The sequence below is a fragment of the Yoonia sp. genome, assembly GCF_017854415.1.
Classification (GTDB): domain Bacteria; phylum Pseudomonadota; class Alphaproteobacteria; order Rhodobacterales; family Rhodobacteraceae; genus Yoonia.
In genome coordinates, this window is sequence record NZ_JAFMHR010000041.1 from 1 (window position 1) to 17,929 (window position 17,929).

A 17,929-nucleotide genomic window follows, 5' to 3' on the forward strand; every position below is an offset into this window, starting at 1 on the left:
TCCTTCATTGCAAACATTGCTCGAAAGAGACCGGAACTAAACCGTGACAAGACCAATTTGCTGGAACGCTTGTTCGAGCCTATTGCGACCGACAGGCGTGGTGAAATCCCAGATGGCGCTAAACACTATATGGAAATTCCGCCATTCAGTTGGCACGATGGAAAGCTGACCGTATTTTACCAACGCCAGTATATTGACAGTGCGCAGCGGTTTGCTGGTGTGCTGAAGTTAACACCTGACCATGTAGCTGCATTGGATATGTTTGATGCGTTCGCCAACGATCCCGCGCTGCATTTCGGGATGTGCTTGCGGCCCGGTGACATGCAGTTTGTGTATAATCATTCCCAGTTACACGACCGGACGGGGTTCACTGATTGGCCTGATCCCGACCAGCGCCGCCATCTTCTGCGCCTTTGGCTGACCTTGCCGGGTGATCGTGCGTTGCCTACGAGCTTTCAACAGCGCTATGGCTCCATTGAGATTGGCAACCGTGGTGGTATCGTGACGGCGCAGACGAAACTTCACGCACCTTTGGATTAATACTTTGGCCGATTTGTTCGACAGTTCCACAAAAGATACTCCCGCAGGCCCGCGCCCGCTGGCGGACCGATTGCGCCCTGCGAAGCTGTCCGAGGTGATCGGGCAGCAACAGGTTCTGGGGCCAGATGCGCCTTTGGGGACAATGCTGGCCTCTGGATCGTTATCTTCGCTGATCTTTTGGGGCCCGCCGGGTGTGGGCAAGACCACCATTGCGCGTTTGCTTGCCGATGAAACGGACCTGCATTTCGTCCAGATCAGCGCTATTTTCACGGGTGTTCCCGAACTGAGGAAGGTTTTTGAGGCCGCAAAGATACGTCGCCAGAACGGCAAAGGCACGTTGTTGTTCGTGGACGAAATCCACCGTTTCAACAAAGCCCAGCAAGACGGGTTTTTGCCGTATATGGAGGACGGCACGATCTTGTTAGTCGGGGCAACGACAGAAAACCCCAGTTTCGAATTGAACGCAGCGGTGCTTAGCCGCAGCCAGGTGTTCATCCTCACGCGGCTGGACCTCAAAGACCTCGAACTGCTGGCACAGCGCGCTGAAAAAGAACTCGGGCGTGCCTTGCCGCTGGACGGTCATGCGCGCGATGCCTTGCTGACCATGGCTGATGGTGATGGCCGTGCTCTGCTTAATCTTATCGAACAGGTGGCCGCTTGGAAAACTGACAAGAAATTGACTACAGACGATCTGTCCAAGCGGCTGATGAAGCGCGCGGTCAAATACGACAAGTCGGGTGACGAGCATTACAACCTGATCAGCGCCTTACATAAATCTGTGCGTGGATCGGACCCTGATGCAGCACTTTACTGGTTTGCACGGATGCTAGGCGGGGGCGAGGATCCTCGGTTCTTGGCCCGCCGTATCACCCGCATGGCGGTTGAAGATATCGGCCTTGCTGATCCGCAGGCCCAAGCTGTTTGCCTGCAAGCATGGGAAACCTATGAGCGGCTGGGATCGCCGGAAGGTGAATTGGCTTTGGCACAGGCCTTGACCTATCTTGCCCTCGCACCCAAATCGAATGCTGTTTATGTGGCCTATAAGGCGGCGGTGAATGCGGCCAAACAAACCGGATCAGAACCGCCGCCCTCACATATCCTGAACGCACCAACCACGTTGATGAAAGAACAGGGATTTGGGGCTGGCTACGCCTATGACCACGACGCAGAAGACGGGTTCAGCGGGCAGAACTATTTCCCCGACACCATGAAACGCGGTGTTTATTACATCCCCGTTGATCGCGGGTTCGAGCGTGATTTGAAAAAGCGCGTCGATTACTTTGCCGGACTGCGCGCGAAACGCGCTAAAAGTTAGGTGCCGCGCCGTTGGTGCGCGAAGAATTGACAAGCAGCCCACAAAGGCTCAAGTGGGGCGCATGATAACACCTGTAATCTCTGTGGCCCTTGGTGGGGCTTTAGGCTCTGTATTGCGCTATTTTGTCGGATTGGTTGTGGCCTTTCCGATGGGGACGTTGACCGTCAATGTCATCGGGTCCTTTGCCATTGGCGTGGTCTGGGTGCATTTGGCGGATCGTGGGCTGCAACATTGGTTGCCGTTCTTGATGACAGGTGTTTTGGGTGGGTTTACGACGTTTTCAGCCTTCTCGCTGGACGCATTGCGTTTGGTTGAAGAAGGCCGCGTCACAACAGCGGGCTCTTATATTCTAGCGTCGCTGATCCTATCTGTATTTGCCTGCGGGGCCGGTCTTTGGATCGCAAGAGGAATGACAACATGAGTGGTGTGCAAACGCGGGTTATTGGCCCTGACGACGGTGATCAACGCCTTGATCGTTATCTGCGTCGCCTGTTCCCGCATCTGACCCAAGGCCGCATCGAAAAGATGTGCCGCAAGGGTGAACTACGGGTCGATGGTGGCCGCGTGAAATCCAATGCGCGATTGGACGTTGGTCAAAAGGTTCGCATTCCCCCGCTTCCGTCCGAGGAAGAAGCGGCTGCTGCTGCGTCATTGGCCAAGCACGGTGTCACCAAGGCGGACGCCAAGCTGATCCAGTCCTGCGTGATCTACAAAGACGACCACATCATCGCGATCAATAAACCGCATGGGCTTGCCACCCAAGGCGGGACGAACACCACCCGTCATGTCGATGGGTTGTCCGAGGCGTTGGTGTTCGGTTATGACGAAAAACCGCGTTTGGTGCACCGTTTGGACAAGGACACATCGGGTGTGATGTTACTTGCGCGGACTCGCATGATGGCCAAGCAATTGACCGAAAACCTTAAGCACCGCGAGACCCGCAAGATTTACTGGGCTGCCGTCGCTGGTGTGCCGCATCCGCGTGCGGGTACGATCAAATACGGACTGGTGAAATCTGGCGGTGGTCGCGGCGGCGATAACGAAAAGATGCGCTGTGTGCATCCCCGAGAAGTCGACCAAACCGAAGGCGCAAAGCGCGCGACTTCGGATTACGCCGTGATGGATACGCTGGCCAGCCGTGCCGGTTGGTGTGCGTTGGTCCCGATCACTGGCCGCACACACCAGCTGCGTGCGCATATGGCCGAGATCGGGCATCCGATTATTGGTGATGGCAAATACGGTGGTTCTAGTCAGGAAAACCTTGGCGACGGTTGGGGCGCTGGTATGGGCAGCGAGATTGGGCGCAAATTGCATCTGCATGCCCGCAGCCTGACGATCGAGCACCCTGCGACTGGCGCGACCCTTCATTTGACCGCACCTTTGCCCGATCACATGCAAAACACGTGGGATTTCGTAGGCTGGGTCGTGGGCCATGCCCCCGTTGATCCGTTCAATATGCCCGATGCCTGATCTGCGCCTTGTGATATTCGATGTCGACGGCACGCTCGTCGACAGTCAGGCCGAGATTATGGCCGCGATGACGCTGGCCTTTGGTGCATCCCAGTTCACAATGCCCGATCGTAAAGCCGTGCTTTCGATTGTTGGCCTTTCGCTGAACGAGGCATTTGCAAAGCTTTGTCCAGAAGCGTCCGAAACGGCCCGCGCGCATCTCGTGCAAGCCTATAAAGATGCCTTTAATGAACTGCGCGGTCCCGACGGCAAGGCAGAGCTAAGCCCACTTTTCCCTGGCGCGCTGGACGCCTTGGATGTGTTGCGCGCGCAGGATCATACACTGCTTGCTGTTGCCACAGGCAAATCGCGTCGCGGGTTGGACAAGATGCTTGAACGCCACGGTCTAACCGGCGTTTTCCACAGTGAACAAGTCGCTGATCACCATCCGTCCAAGCCGCACCCGTCGATGATTCTTGCGGCCTTGAACGAAACCGGCGTCGCGCAGCAAAAGGCCGTCATGCTTGGTGATACGACCTATGATATGGATATGGCGCGTGCAGCGGGCATCAAGAAGATCGGCGTCACTTGGGGATATCACGCAGCTGAGATGCTGAACCCTGATGCGATGATCAAAGAATTTGCGGCCCTGTCGGGGGCTGTTGACCAGCTGTTAGGTTCTTGAAAACATGAGTGACTGGAAGCCCAAAAGGTTCTGGAAAACCGCAACTGCGTCGCCCGTCGAGGGCGGATTTGCTGTGCTACTTGACGCACGACCAGTGCGCACCCCTGCCAAAGCACTGCTGCAAGTGCCGACGCTTGCCATGGCCGAAGCTATCGCTTCAGAGTGGGACGCACAGGAAAAACTCGTTGATCCACGCACAATGCCTGTCACGCGCGGTGCAAATGCCGCGATCGATAAAGTAAGGACGCAACGTCACGAAGTTATCGCACTTCTCGCGGAATACGGTGATAGCGACCTGCTGTGCTACCGTGCTGCGGGACCGGAAGCATTGATCGCTCGGCAAGCGGCAGGTTGGGATCCGGTGCTTGATTGGGCCGCCAAGACATTGAATGCACGCCTGTTTGTTGGCGAAGGCGTGATGCATGTACCGCAGACCGCACTCGCACTTGAGAACCTCGCGGCGGAACTTGCTTTATTTGACGAGTTTGCCATCGCTGCTGCGCATGATTTGATCAGTATTTCTGGGTCTCTAGTGCTGGCGCTGGCTGTTACGAAGAGCGCGTTGTCGCCTGACGAAGCATGGTTGTTGTCGCGCATAGATGAACATTGGCAAGTCGAGCAATGGGGCGCTGACGACGAAGCGACTGCTCATGAGCTGGTGAAAAAACAAGCATTTTTTGATGCGGCAGCATTTTACACACTCTCAAAATCCTGAGACGAGCGCTGATACTTAGCGCAAACGTGGCTTAATTTGCTCAATATTGTGGCATTGGCTTGGTCTTTTTGTGGGACCGCACTTGACTCTTGGGCCAAATAAACAAAGTTTCGGTACATTGAAGCGGAACTAATCGGCTCAAAAAAATCTGTCTAACGGGACGGGACAAAAATCGTTCACCCGATGGGGTGAAAACTCAGGAAGAGGTACAAATGAATAAAACCGTATTTTTCGGCGCACTAACCGTAGCTGGCGTTGCGGCTGCAAGCATGGCTTCTGCTGCGACACTTGACGACGTCAAAGCACGCGGCGCATTGAACTGTGGTGTGACGACAGGTGTTGTCGGATTTGCAGCACCAGACGCGAATGGCGTTTGGGAAGGCATCGACGTCAGCGTTTGTCGCGCTGTTGCCGCTGCGATCTTTGGCGACAGCGATGCTGTCGAGTTCATCCCGACAACTGGCAAGACACGCTTTACTGCGCTGGCTTCCGGCGAGATCGACATGCTGGCGCGTAACACCACATGGACACTTAGCCGCGACGTTGACCTGAAATTCGAATTCACAGGTATCAACTACTATGACGGCCAAGGCTTCATGGTGCCACGCAATTTGGGCGTTTCTTCTGCAACAGAATTGGACGGCGCAACTGTATGTATCCAAACTGGTACAACAACAGAGCTGAACCTTGCTGACTACTTCCGTGCAAACGGCATGAGCTATGAGCCAGTGCCAATCGAAACGGCCGCAGAAGCACAGCAGCAGTACATCGCTGGTGCATGTGACGTTTACACAACTGACGCATCTGCGTTGGCTGCAACACGTAGCTCGTTTGAAACACCAGCTGATCACATCCTTCTGCCAGAAATCGTCTCCAAAGAGCCACTCGGCCCATTGGTCCGTCATGGCGACAACGATTGGGGCGACATTGTCCGTTGGACACTGAACGCATTGATCACAGCTGAAGAGCTGGGTGTCACATCTGCAAACATCGCAGAGCTGTCTGCTGCACCAACTGACAGCCCAGAAGTTAACCGCTTGCTGGGTACAGAAGGTGAATTGGGCGCGATGCTTGGTCTGCCAGCTGATTGGGCAAAGCAAGCGATCATGTCCGATGGCAACTACGGCGAGATCTTTGAAAAGCACATCGGTGAAAGCACACCTGTTGGTCTGGCCCGCGGTCTGAACGCGCTCTGGACGCAAGGCGGTCTGCTTTACTCCCCGCCATTCCGCTAGGAACTGGATAGAAGACCAAAAGGCGCGGTTATTACCGCGCCTTTTCACTACCCAAGACAAAAAAAGAACGGCGTGAATCGAGCGGCTTAAGTCGCCAACCACAAACGCCGGCAAAACGGGGAAAATCAATGTCATCGATAACAGACCCGCCTGAGAGCACCTTTCGTCTGTCGATGCTTATCAATGATACCCGCTATCGCTCACTGACATTTCAGGCGATTGCGGCTATCGTTATAGCATTGGCTTTTTGGTACCTCGGCAACAACCTAATCCAGAACCTGCGCGCAGCCGGTTTGAATATCAGTTTTAGCTTTCTTGACAGTGTCTCGGGCTATGACATCAATCAAACACTGATCGCGTATGACAGTCAGTCAACGCACGCGAGCGCTGCAATTGTCGGCATCCTGAATACGCTTTTGGTAGCTGTCCTTGCTTGCGTCACCGCGACATTCTTTGGCGTGATCGCCGGTGTGCTGCGTTTGTCGAACAATTGGTTGGTCGGCAAATTGATGGCCTTTTATGTTGAGATATTCCGCAACATTCCGGTTCTAATCTGGATCATTATCATCTTCACGATCATGACCAACGTCATGCCCGCACCAAGAGACTTTCGCGGTGATAGTCCTGAAGCGTCGATGTTATTTGATGCCTTCGCATTTACCAATCGCGGCGTTTACATTCCGGCCCCAATTTGGGGGGCAGGTTCGCTCGTTGTTGTTCTGACATTCGTGGCGTCTATTGTCGGTATCTTTGCATTCCGTCGTTACGCAACCAAGCTTCTGTTTGATACAGGCCGTTTGCTGCCGACATTCTGGCCAAGCGTCGGTCTGTTCTTTGTGCCAGTTATCTTGATGCACTTCATCATGGGTCAGCCTATCACGCTGGATTATCCGGCATTGTCCGGGTTTAACTTTTCTGGTGGCACACAGTTGGGCGGCCCTTTGATCGCACTCTGGTTTGCTTTGTCGATCTACACAGGTGCCTTTATCGCAGAAAACGTGCGAGCAGGTATTCAGGCTGTTTCGCGTGGCCAAACAGAAGCCGCAGCCGCGCTGGGCATGCGTCCGGGTCGGATCATGTCGCTGGTGGTTCTGCCACAGGCGCTGCGTGTGATTATCCCGCCGCTGATTTCGCAATATCTGAACATCACCAAGAACTCTTCGCTAGCGATTGCCGTGGGTTATGCCGACGTGACCGCGACGTTGGGTGGGATCACGCTGAACCAAACAGGTCGCGCGATTGAGTGTATCCTTTTGTTGATGCTGTTCTATCTCACGATTTCGCTGACGATTTCGGGTGTGATGAACGTCTATAACAACGCCATGAAACTGAAGGAGCGCTGATATGTCAGATCCACATTCTCATTCAGTTTCGTTCGTTCGCACCGAGACCCTTCCGCAACTACCACCACCCGTGACAGAGCGGGGGGCGATCAAATGGATGCGCGAGAACTTGTTCGCGACCATTCCAAATGCGGTCCTTACACTCGTGTCGTTCTATGTGATCATTTCGGTACTATCGGGCGTTGTCCCATGGATTGCCAACGGCGTCTGGAAAGCATCAAATCTGTCCGAGTGCCGTGACATCCTTGTCGGTGCGCGCGGTGCATGCTTTGCGGTCATTTCCGAACGCTGGCCGCAACTCTTGTTCGGTCTTAGCTACCCGTCCGAGGAATACTGGCGTCCGGGCGTGGCTTATCTGCTGCTGTTTGTAGCGGCGGCGCCGGTGATGTTCTTTGACCTGCCGCGTAAAATGCTTATTTTTACTGCGCTTTACCCCTTCATTGCGTTTTGGCTACTTTGGGGCGGCACGGTTCTTGCACCTATCCTGGCTTTGCTTGGCTTTGTGGCTGGCTACGTCGTTTACCAGCGCTTTGTGAAAGGAAGCTTTGCGCTTGGCTTCTTTGGTGGGGTCGCCGCAGCTTTCGTCGTCTGGTATATCGGCGGTCTGTTGATCCCCGAGGGTGCCAGTGACAACGCGTGGCTGGTGTCGGTGGCAAGCCGTGACATGGGTGGCTTCATGCTGAACATGATGTTGGGTGTGACCTGTGTGTCCTTGTCCATTCCGCTAGGCATTGTGCTTGCTTTGGGACGTCAGTCGTCGATGCCTTTGATCAAATGGATTTGCGTGATCTTCATCGAGTTCATTCGCGGTGTGCCTTTGATTACGCTGCTGTTCGTTGCATCGGTCATGTTGGCATTCTTCTTCCCGCCAGAAAGCACAGTCGATCTGTTCCTGCGTGTTGTGATTATGATCACAATGTTCTCTGCCGCTTATATCGCCGAGGTGATCCGCGGTGGTTTGGCTGCGTTGCCAAAGGGACAGTATGAAGCGGCGGACAGCCTTGGCCTTGATTATGCGCAAGCAATGCGTTTGATCATCCTGCCACAAGCCTTGAAAATCTCGATCCCGGGTATCGTGAACATCGCCGTTGGCCTGTTCAAAGATACAACGCTCGTCGCGATTATTTCGATGTTTGATATCGTTGGCATGATCCGTGGTCCCATTTTGTCGTCTTCCGACTGGATCGGCGTCTATTGGGAACTCTGGGGCTTTGCCGGCCTGCTGTTCTTCATCACGTGCTACGGCATTTCACAATACTCACAATGGTTGGAGCGTAGGCTCGCAACCGACCACCGTTAAGGGAGGCTGAAATCATGGCCGAAGCTACAAAACTGCAAGTCTCTGACGAGGTTGCGATCACGATCGAAAATATGAACAAGTGGTACGGATCTTTTCACGTGCTGCGTGACATCGATCTAACCGTCCAGCGGGGCGAGCGTATCGTTATCTGTGGCCCGTCGGGTTCAGGTAAGTCTACGCTGATCCGATGCATCAACGCGCTTGAAGAGCACCAGCAAGGCAAGATTGAGGTGGACGGCACGATCTTGTCGTCCGACCTTAAGAACATCGACAAGATCCGGTCAGAGGTTGGCATGTGCTTTCAGCACTTCAACCTGTTCCCGCATCTGACGATCCTTGAGAACTGCACACTGGCCCCGATCTGGGTGCGCAAAACACCCAAGAAGGAAGCCGAGGAAACGGCAATGCACTTCCTTGAAAAGGTGAAAATCCCAGAGCAGGCCGATAAGTACCCCGGTCAGTTGTCTGGTGGTCAGCAACAGCGTGTGGCGATTGCCCGTTCGCTGTGCATGCGCCCGCGCATCATGCTGTTTGACGAACCGACATCAGCGCTTGACCCAGAGATGATCAAAGAAGTTCTTGATACGATGATCGAGTTGGCCGAAGAAGGTATGACTATGCTGTGCGTCACCCACGAGATGGGCTTTGCCCGTCAGGTGGCGAACCGCGTGATCTTTATGGACCAAGGCCAGATCGTTGAACAAAACGAGCCGGAAGAGTTCTTTAACAACCCCAAGTCCGACCGGACCCAGTTGTTCCTGAGCCAGATTTTGGGTCACTAAAACACGCTACAAAAACGTAAAAAGCCTCGGTTTCCACCGAGGCTTTTTGTTTGAAAAGCGTAATGCTTATTCGATGTCGTGGACGGTCGTGCCGATCAGATCACGTGGGACCACAAATGCGGCGCAAGTGCCGGACCGCGGTTTGACTTGTCCCCAACTGCTGACGTCAAAATCGATCACAGTGCTGGCGCAAGTCGGGTAGTCACTGAACCGGTGATGCTTTGGCGCGGTCTTGACCAACGCATTTGCCAGCATGCCGATCCCCGGATTGTGGCCGATCACAGCGACGGTTTGCGAAGTCTGCTGATGGATCAAATCAAGGATCGTATCAGGTGAAGCATGATAAATTCTGCCTGATAGCTGCAGCTTTGGCTGTGGATCCAGCGAAGTCAAAACCAGCTTTGCTGTTTCTTGCGTGCGGGCTGCGTCTGAACAAAGCACAATATTAGGTAGATAGCCTTCTTGGGCCATCCATTCCCCGATTGCCGTTGCGGATGTGCGCCCGCGTTCGTTTAAGACGCGCGCGTGGTCATCACCAAAAGGATCGTCCCAACTAGATTTTCCGTGCCGGATAAGAATAAGACGTAAGCTCATAAGAAAGCCTCCATGTGGAATGCCGCTTGGGCTGACAGGCGGTTGCCTTGTCCAACAGGACAGGCGCGGCGCGCAAGACAGCCGCGTGTGCGGCAATCGCGGCCAGCATCGGATATGACGTGCGCTTTGCACGCTGCGACATCATAGCCATCTTTGAAGGCATCGACAGGGCAGGCGGTCTTGCATGGCTCTGTACATGTCAGGCAAGGCTGTGAAGCATTGCCTGCCTGCGCTGGCAAAGACCACCGCAGAGCCCCACGAAACGACACAAAGAGCCCTGCAGCATCATGAACCAGAAAATCGATTGGTGACGCCCAGAACCGACCCGACCGCTTAGCCCATGTAAAGAAGGGCGCATAGGGCGGCCCACCAAAGGGAAATAGGGCCTCTGCGTCGCAGTCTTCGGCTATCTTGCTTATGACGCGTTCCGACCATCGGTCTAGCGGGTTATCGCGACCGTCTCGATACTCATTGCTGGCTTCAAAGATGGGCCAAAAACGTGGCTCATCCGGTCCGATCAGGCTGATCGTGCTAGCACCATCGGGGCAGTCGCCAAGATGTTGTAACCCGAGTGGGCGCAGCACAGCGGCAATATCGTAGGGCGCGCGCAACCGGGCGTCAGTCGCGTGGTTCTCGGATGATCGAGCCGGCACCGTGTTCGGTAAACAGCTCAAGCAGGCTGGCGTTGGGCAGGCGTCCGTCCAGAATTACAACCGCGCGCACACCTTTTTCGATCGCGTCCAAGGCTGTTTCGGCTTTGGGGATCATGCCACCAGCAATGGTCCCGTCGGCGATCATAGCGCGGACCTGATCCGGCGACAGCTGTGTGACGACGTCCCCGCTTGCATCCTTGACGCCTGGTACATCGGTGAGAAGCAAAAGGCGATCCGCCTTGAGCGCCGCCGCAATTGCGCCTGCTGCAGTGTCACCATTGACGTTAAAGGTTTCCAGCATATCCATTCCTGTAGCCACTGGAGCCACCACCGGGATAATGCCTGCGGTGTAGAGATCACGCAAAACCTGCACGTTCATTTCAACAGGTATGCCAACAAAGCCCAATTCGGGATCGTCCGCTTCGGCGACCATAAGGTCATCATCTTTCCCCGACAGGCCTACCGCGCGACCGCCTTCATCCATGATTGCCTGCACGATCCGTTTGTTGACGAGCCCTGTCAGCACCATTTCAACAACTTCAACAGTGGCCTTATCCGTCACACGTTTACCGCGTACAAATTCGGATTTGATCCCCAGCCGATCCAACATTTCGTTGATCATTGGCCCACCACCATGGACCACCACAGGGTTCATGCCAACTTGCTTCATCAGCACGATATCTCGTGCAAACTCGGCCATAGCATCGGCGTCGCCCATCGCGTTGCCGCCAAATTTCACAACGACGACCGCACCAGAATACCGCTGAAGATAAGGTAGCGCTTCTGATAAGGTGCGGGCGGTAGCGATCCAGTCACGGCTCATGTCTTCGGTCCTCGTCTTCATTCGATACCTGCGATGATAGCGCGCAATGTTTCAATCCCCTCGCCCTTTTCCGAGGAGCTGAGGATCAGTTCCGGAAAGGCTGCGGGATGCTTGGCCAAGGCCGCGCGGGTTTTGTCCAATGACGTTTGAAGCGCGTCGCCTTTCAGCTTGTCGACTTTGGTCATGACGACCTGAAAAGTCACAGCAGAGCTGTCCAGCAAGGACATGATTTCTTCGTCCACAGCCTTAGCGCCGTGGCGCGCATCGATCAGAACAAAGACACGGCGTAATGTCTGGCGACCTGACAAATAGCGCTTTAGCAAGCGTTGCCACTTTTCGACAACTGCCAAAGGCGCGTTTGCAAAGCCATAGCCGGGCAGGTCGACGACATAGATATCGCCTGCTGTGAAAAAGTTGATCTCTTGCGTGCGCCCCGGCGTGTTAGAGGCCCGCGCAAGGCCTTTGCGGCCAGTCAGCGCGTTGATCAACGACGACTTGCCCACGTTAGAGCGGCCTGCAAAGCAAATTTCGACCCGGTCGGCAGGTGGCAAGCCGTCCATCGCCACCACGCCTTTGACAAAGTCGGTTTCGCCCGCAAATAGCAGGCGGCCTTTTTCAAGTGCTGCGTGGTCCGGTGTTTGGACTTCGGGAAAGCGCATTTCCATGTTCAGAGAACCTCGACCTTGTCGTTGAGGGCGATGTTAGCACCCTGTTTTACTGTGGCATAGACGCCAAAATTCTGATGGTCCCATCCGTCGCGCAGGGCCGCCAGCGGATCTACGTCGCGTTGGCCCGTCGCGGGATTGGACATCGTGTGCTTGCAACGCGCGATCGGCTCTACGACCTCAAGCACCGCGTTACCAACCTGTAGCGTCTGACCGATCCATGATGTTTCTTCCCAAGCGTCGGCACCGTCCAGCCAGATATTTCCGCGCCAGCGTTCTACGTCAAGCGGGTGACCAAGGGCTTGCTCCACGGCTGCGTGGCTGGCCTTTGTCATAATCGACACCGTTGGATAGTCGCTGTCGGTCATACCGCGTTCGGGGGCTTTCACGATGGCCGCAGGTTGAAAGCCGTCTTGCGGACAAAGGGGCGTGACCCAAGCCAGAAAGCGCGCAGCGTCACCGCTGCTGTCGGGATCGAAACTGATTTCACCTAGATCGGAATGGCGCAGATGAATGGTCTTTTCAGCCTCGTCATACTGCGCCCAGATACCGGCAAGCGCAGGTGTGCTTGTCCCGATCATGAAGTTCCGACAGTGGGCCCAAGCCGGGGCAGTGGCGTCGAATTTAGTCCTGTCATGGGCGACTGCCCAGTGCCTGTCCCATGGCATGGTTTGCCCTGTAACAAGCGTTACTTGATCCAATGCCTCGCGCCCATGGCTCTTGATCGGATGCCGCCACAACGCAGCGACATTGATCATTTACTTGTCCTCTTTCTTATCAGTCTCGACCGCGGCGGCCTTTTTCTTGAGGCTTGATTTGATATTGCCAAAGACATCGGGCTTGGCCCCATGGCTGCGCATAATCAGATATTGCTGCGTGAAGGTAATGATGTTGTTGGCGATCCAGTACAGCACAAGGCCGGACGCGAATGAACCGAGCATGAACATAAACACCCAAGGCATCCATGCAAAGATCATCTGCTGGGTCGCGTCTGTCGGGGCGGGATTGAGTTTCTGCTGAAGCCACATCGAAACACCCAACAAGATTGGCAGGATACCGATCATTACCAGGGCTAGGATCGAACCCGGCTCTGGCGCCGCGTAAGGCAGCAGACCAAACAGGTTAGCGATTGATGAAGGGTCGGGCGCAGAAAGGTCCTTGATCCAACCAATCCATGGCGCGTGCCGCAGTTCGATCGTGACAAAGATCACCTTATAAAGCGAAAAGAAGATCGGAATTTGCAGCAGGATCGGCAAACAACCGGCGGCCGGGTTTACCTTGTTTTCCTTATAAAGCTTCATCATGCCTTGTTGCATGGCTTGCTTGTCGTCGCCTGTCCGTTCCTTGAGCTTTTCCATCTCTGGCTGCAGCTCTTTCATCTTCGCCATTGAGACGTAGGACTTATAGGCCAATGGCAGCACGATGATCTTGAGGATCACGGTCAGCATCAGGATCGACCAACCCATGTTGCCAATAAAGATGTTCAGATAGTGAAGCAGCGCAAAAATTGGCTTGGTGAGGAAAAAGAACCAACCCCAATCAATGCTATCCAGAAAGCCGTAAACGCCCTCATTATCTTCATAGTTGCGGATCGCTTCCCACTCCTTTGCACCAGCAAAAAGGCGGGTTGTAACGGTCGCAGTTTCACCAGCAGCGACGGTTTCAGCGGGCATCACCGCTTCGGCTTGGTACAAATCACGGCCGTCGAAATACTTGGATGTTGACCGGAACGGGGCGTCCTGATCTGGGATTAGGGTCGTCATCCAAAAGTGATCGGTGTAGCCGATCCAACCGGATGTAGTGACGTCCAATCGTTCGGCTTGGGTGCGTTCGCGCGGATCGACGACGTATTCAGTGATGTCGTCATACCCGGTTTCTTCCAATTCGCCGTCGGTCATGCGGACAAGACCTTCGTGCAGGATGAAGAAATTCTTGAGATCGTCAGGCTGACCGTGGCGCCGCAATAACCCGTACGGGCGTGCAGAGATCGGTGCAGCGCCAGTATTTTCGACGCTTTGTGCGAACGAGAACATGAATGCGTCATCAACCGAGATTTCAGTGCGGAACACCTGACCTGCGCCATTGTCCCAAGCAATTGTAACGGGGCTAGTTGTTGTGAGTGTGTCGCCGCTTTCTAAAGTCCAAAGCGTATCAGGGCCGGGTGCGGCAGTTGCGTCAAGTCCCTCGATAGCAGTCCAACCGAAGGTCGCGAAATACGCGCCAGGCTCTCCGACAGGGCGCAACAGGCGGACGACTTCGGCGTCCTCATCAATCGTTTCGCGGTATTGCGTCAGGGCGAGATCGTCGATGCGACCACCCAAAAGCGAGATTGAACCGCTGAATTCGTTCGTTTCAATCGATAAGCGCGGCGCTTCAGCAACAGTGTCTTGTGCCGCCGTAGGCGTCGTTGCAGCCGAAGCCACAGGATCAGCAATCGGCAGCGTCGCATCCTGCGTTACTTGCGTCGTTTGCTCTGTGAGATCGACAGGCAATTCCTCTGGTGGAAATAGCGTTGTCCAAGCCACGATCACGGCAAAGCTAAGCACTGTTGCAATGATCAGGTTCTTGTTCTGGTCGTCCATCTGAAACCGCCCGTTTTCCTTAGAAAGTCTGGGGGTTGTTCAACCCCTCAGAGGCCAAAAGGTCAAGCTGTTTTCAGGGTTTTTGGATGGATTGAAGCAGATGTGACGCGGGGCACGTGGTCACTGGTCACGTGATGTCAGGATTTTTCGTTCTCAAGGTACAGCTTACGGGTCCGCTTGAAGACATCAACCAACCGCGGATCGTTTTCAGCAAGCTTTTCCACGATGCTTGCAAACACAGCTTCATCTTGGCCATAAAATGCCCGGGCCGCCTCGCGGGGGGCCATAGATTGGGATACATTTTTCATAATTCACACACCTTGAACAAACTAACACAATCGAACCGTAATCAAACATATAGGTGGAAATGGGGCAAAGTTTTATCACAATACGGCGAAACTTAAGCCGCGTTTTGCCACCACCAAGGCTCGATTAGGAAGAGTTTGCCAGAAAACGCAACGTCTGCACACCCCTGTTGGGTTGGTATGGTTAAAGCTTGTCACGCAGGCTGTACCAGAGCATCGCCAGCACCAGAAGCGGGGACCGCAAGCGCGGCCCGCCGGGGAAGGGGATTGTAGGAACCTTGGCCATGATGTCGAACCGCTCGGCTTGGCCAGCGATGGTTTCTGCGGCGATTTGCCCAGAGAGCGTCCCAAGTGCAACGCCTGCGCCTGAAAAGCCTGACATTGTTAGAATATTCCCGCCAATCCGCGCGAAATGCGGCATGCGGTTCATCGTGATCGCAAGGGTTCCGCCCCAAGCATGATCGATTTCGATGTCTTTGAGTTGCGGAAAAATCTCGGTTAGGAGCTTGCGCACCGATCCCGCAATATCCTTGGGAAATCGGTAGCCATAGCTTTCTGTGCCGCCAAACAAAAGCCTATGATCGTCCGAAAAGCGAAAGTAGTTCACAACAAATTTACTATCTGCCACGGCGTGGTTGTTGCGAATTATGTCCTCTTGCTGCGCGGGGTCAATTGGCTTGGTGGACACGATAAAGTTGTTAATCGGCATGACACGTTGGGCCACCGATTTTTGCAGATTGCCCAAATAGCCATTGCAGCCCAGCACGACATAGCGCGCTTTGATCTGCGCTTGGGCTGTATTTACCAAGGCTGGATCACCCTCTTCGATGGTTTCGACCTTGGATTGTTCAAAAACGCGCGCACCTGCACCGACTGCAAGGCGGGTCAGGCCCAACACAAGCTCAAGCGGGTTCACATGACCGCCGCCCATATCAAGCGTGCCGCCGTGATAGGCGGGCGAATTCACCAGATGTCGACATTCGTCCGGTTCCAGCACGCGGACTTTATCGTAGCCGTATTTTTGCGCCATGACATCGACGTAAGCTTGGTTGTGCGCATGGTCGCGTTTGCGGTGGACGGCATGCACGATGCCGTCATTAAAACTGGTATGCACATCTTCGGTGGCGCACAGATCACGGACAAGATCGACCGCTTGTGCGCCAATGTCCCAAAGCTGACGGGCGTGGCTATCGCCAACCATCACTTCGAGGTCTTCTTGATCGCGGCGTTGCCCCATGCTGACTTGACCGCCGTTGCGCCCCGATGCCCCAAAGCCAACACGCTGGGCGTCCAGCACAATCACATCATAGCCGCGTTTTGCCAGATGATAGGCCGTCGACATCCCTGTAAAGCCCGCACCAACGACACAGACATCGCAGTTCAGCGCGCCTTTGGCGGCTGGAAATCCGTCTAAAAGAGTGGCTGTATCGGCATAATACGAAGATGGGTATTCACCCTGCCGGTCGTTTGCGGTGAGCAGATCCATTGCTACGCGGACACCAACATGCCGCCAGCCTTGAGTTTCGCATAGGTCTCGTCCAGCGATTTGATTGCCCGGGCGATCAAAATGTCGATCTCGTCACAAGTGATGGTGAGCGGGGGGGAGATCACCATCCTGTCGTCCACACTGCGCATAATGATGTTATTTGCAAAACACTGGTCGCGGCAAAGAAGACCAATTGCGCCGCCTTCAACGGCGAATGCAGCGCGTGATGCTTTGTCTGGCGTCAGAGCAATCGAGCCTATCATGCCAACAATCTTGGCCTCGCCCACCAGCGGATGGTCAGCCAATGCTTCCCATTTTTTGCGCAGGTAAGGACCGGTGACATTGCGGACTTGGTTTATAATGTCTTCTTCCTCGATGATGCGCAGATTTTCGAGGGCGACGGCGCATGCGACAGGATGACCGGAATAGGTATAGCCATGGTTGAAATCGGTATCGCGGATCACGGCGGCGACGCGGTCTGATACGATCGATGCCCCGATCGGGATATATCCAGAGCTAAGCCCCTTCGCGACCGTCATAATATCAGGTTGAATCCCCAGCGTCTGACTGCCGAACCAGTTGCCCGTCCGCCCAAAGGCGCAAATCACTTCGTCAGCGATCAGTAGAATGTCGTACTTTTTGCAGATACGCTGGATTTCGGGCCAATATGTCGTGGGCGGAATAATCACGCCGCCTGCGCCTTGGATGGGTTCTGCAATAAACGCAGCCACTTTTTCGGGGCCGATTTCTTTGATCTTTGCTTCTAACTGCTGGGCACGCTCCAGACCAAAGTCCTCGGGGGTCATATCGCCGCCTTCGGACCACCAATCGGGTTGGTCGATATACGTGATGCCGGGAATTGGCAGGCCGCCTTGGCCGTGCATCCCTTTCATACCGCCCAGTGACGCACTGCCCATGCTTGACCCGTGATAAGCATTCCAGCGCGAAATCACGACATCGCGGTCAGGTTGGCCTTTTTCAGCCCAGTAGGTCCGTACCATCCGCAAATTGGTGTCATTGGCGTCAGAGCCGCCGTTGGCAAAGAAGACGTTATTCAGATCACCGGGCGCAAGTTCAGCCAGCTTTTTGGCCAGCATGAGGGCCGGTACGGTCGTGGTTTGAAAGAAGGTATTGTAAAAAGGAAGTTCGCGCATTTGGCGAGCAGCAGCCTCGGCTAGTTCAGTGCGACCATAGCCGATATTTACGCACCATAGGCCCGCCATCCCGTCAATGATTTCTTCACCTTCACTATCCTTGAGCCACACACCCTTGGCAGAGGTGATCACACGTGCGCCTTTGTCAGCCAGCGCACTGTTGTGTGTGAACGGGTGCATGTGGTGGGCGGAATCGATCGCTTGAAGCTCTTCGGTCGGTGGGTAGTTGGCAAGAATGTTCATGGTGACCTCGGGTCAAGCGGTGAAAGGGATGTCGTCATAGCGCGTGTTTGCACAGAAATA

The 17,929-nt window shown here is 54.6% G+C and carries 19 protein-coding genes; 10 read left to right on the forward strand and 9 right to left on the reverse strand.

The genetic code is table 11. From position 1 onward, the window contains the following. From QZ197_RS06610 to QZ197_RS06655, 10 genes are all read left to right on the forward strand, one after another. The coding region (locus QZ197_RS06610) for a TauD/TfdA family dioxygenase (protein WP_296431087.1) at window positions 1-540 on the forward strand (540 nt) is incomplete at its 5' end. Between the two features lie 4 nt (window positions 541-544). Continuing rightward, a complete protein-coding gene (locus tag QZ197_RS06615) occupies window positions 545-1,855 on the forward strand; it encodes a replication-associated recombination protein A (protein WP_296431088.1) in 1,311 nt (436 codons plus the stop codon). A gap of 61 nt (window positions 1,856-1,916) precedes the next feature. After that, the gene (crcB, locus tag QZ197_RS06620; RefSeq protein WP_296431089.1) at window positions 1,917-2,276 is read left to right on the forward strand and encodes a fluoride efflux transporter CrcB; all 360 of its coding nucleotides are present in this window, start codon (window positions 1,917-1,919) and stop codon (window positions 2,274-2,276) included. Next, window positions 2,273-3,325, forward strand: a complete 1,053-nt coding sequence (locus tag QZ197_RS06625) for an RluA family pseudouridine synthase (RefSeq protein ID WP_296431090.1) — start codon at window positions 2,273-2,275, stop codon at window positions 3,323-3,325. The genes crcB and QZ197_RS06625 overlap by 4 nt, the downstream gene beginning before the upstream one ends. Next, window positions 3,318-3,989 carry an HAD-IA family hydrolase gene (locus tag QZ197_RS06630; RefSeq protein WP_296431091.1) on the forward strand — a complete coding sequence of 224 codons (672 nt, stop codon included), beginning with the start codon at window positions 3,318-3,320 and terminating at the stop codon, window positions 3,987-3,989. The genes QZ197_RS06625 and QZ197_RS06630 overlap by 8 nt, the downstream gene beginning before the upstream one ends. Window positions 3,990-3,993: 4 nt before the next feature. Further along, window positions 3,994-4,704, forward strand: coding sequence for an ATP12 family protein (locus QZ197_RS06635; protein ID WP_296431092.1), 711 nt, complete (start codon window positions 3,994-3,996; stop codon window positions 4,702-4,704). Window positions 4,705-4,916: 212 nt separating this feature from the next. Next, window positions 4,917-5,939, forward strand: coding sequence for an amino acid ABC transporter substrate-binding protein (locus tag QZ197_RS06640; protein WP_296431093.1), 1,023 nt, complete (start codon window positions 4,917-4,919; stop codon window positions 5,937-5,939). 128 nt (window positions 5,940-6,067) lie between these two features. After that, on the forward strand, window positions 6,068-7,282 hold the full coding sequence (locus QZ197_RS06645; protein ID WP_296431094.1) for an ABC transporter permease subunit: 1,215 nt from the start codon (window positions 6,068-6,070) through the stop codon (window positions 7,280-7,282). Between the two features lies 1 nt (window position 7,283). Beyond that, window positions 7,284-8,582: an amino acid ABC transporter permease gene (locus tag QZ197_RS06650; RefSeq protein ID WP_296431096.1), complete on the forward strand. Its 1,299-nt coding sequence runs from the start codon at window positions 7,284-7,286 to the stop codon at window positions 8,580-8,582. Between the two features lie 14 nt (window positions 8,583-8,596). Further along, complete coding sequence (locus QZ197_RS06655) at window positions 8,597-9,364, forward strand: amino acid ABC transporter ATP-binding protein (protein WP_296431097.1); 768 nt, start codon at window positions 8,597-8,599, stop codon at window positions 9,362-9,364. Window positions 9,365-9,430: 66 nt separating this feature from the next. Here the strand turns inward: QZ197_RS06655 and QZ197_RS06660 are convergent, their stop codons facing one another. From QZ197_RS06660 to QZ197_RS06700, 9 genes are all read right to left on the reverse strand, one after another. Further along, window positions 9,431-9,958, reverse strand: coding sequence for a histidine phosphatase family protein (locus tag QZ197_RS06660; RefSeq protein WP_296431098.1), 528 nt, complete (start codon window positions 9,956-9,958; stop codon window positions 9,431-9,433). Then, window positions 9,955-10,542 carry a ferredoxin gene (locus QZ197_RS06665; RefSeq protein ID WP_296431099.1) on the reverse strand — a complete coding sequence of 196 codons (588 nt, stop codon included), beginning with the start codon at window positions 10,540-10,542 and terminating at the stop codon, window positions 9,955-9,957. The genes QZ197_RS06660 and QZ197_RS06665 overlap by 4 nt, the downstream gene beginning before the upstream one ends. Window positions 10,543-10,576: 34 nt before the next feature. Then, window positions 10,577-11,455, reverse strand: a complete 879-nt coding sequence (gene argB, locus QZ197_RS06670) for an acetylglutamate kinase (RefSeq protein WP_296431100.1) — start codon at window positions 11,453-11,455, stop codon at window positions 10,577-10,579. Continuing rightward, window positions 11,452-12,099: a ribosome biogenesis GTP-binding protein YihA/YsxC gene (yihA, locus tag QZ197_RS06675; RefSeq protein ID WP_296431102.1), complete on the reverse strand. Its 648-nt coding sequence runs from the start codon at window positions 12,097-12,099 to the stop codon at window positions 11,452-11,454. Before yihA ends, argB begins: the two co-directional genes overlap by 4 nt. A gap of 2 nt (window positions 12,100-12,101) precedes the next feature. Continuing rightward, window positions 12,102-12,857 carry an MOSC domain-containing protein gene (locus tag QZ197_RS06680; protein WP_296431103.1) on the reverse strand — a complete coding sequence of 252 codons (756 nt, stop codon included), beginning with the start codon at window positions 12,855-12,857 and terminating at the stop codon, window positions 12,102-12,104. After that, complete coding sequence (yidC, locus tag QZ197_RS06685) at window positions 12,858-14,681, reverse strand: membrane protein insertase YidC (protein WP_296431105.1); 1,824 nt, start codon at window positions 14,679-14,681, stop codon at window positions 12,858-12,860. It abuts the gene before it with no gap. Window positions 14,682-14,818: 137 nt separating this feature from the next. Continuing rightward, window positions 14,819-14,989: a hypothetical protein gene (locus tag QZ197_RS06690; protein WP_296431106.1), complete on the reverse strand. Its 171-nt coding sequence runs from the start codon at window positions 14,987-14,989 to the stop codon at window positions 14,819-14,821. A gap of 181 nt (window positions 14,990-15,170) precedes the next feature. Next, entirely contained in the window at window positions 15,171-16,472 is a 1,302-nt protein-coding gene (locus QZ197_RS06695) for an FAD-binding oxidoreductase (RefSeq protein ID WP_296431107.1), read from the reverse strand. Between the two features lie 2 nt (window positions 16,473-16,474). After that, on the reverse strand, window positions 16,475-17,869 hold the full coding sequence (locus QZ197_RS06700) for an aspartate aminotransferase family protein (protein WP_296431108.1): 1,395 nt from the start codon (window positions 17,867-17,869) through the stop codon (window positions 16,475-16,477). Between the last annotated feature and the right edge of the window lie 60 nt (window positions 17,870-17,929).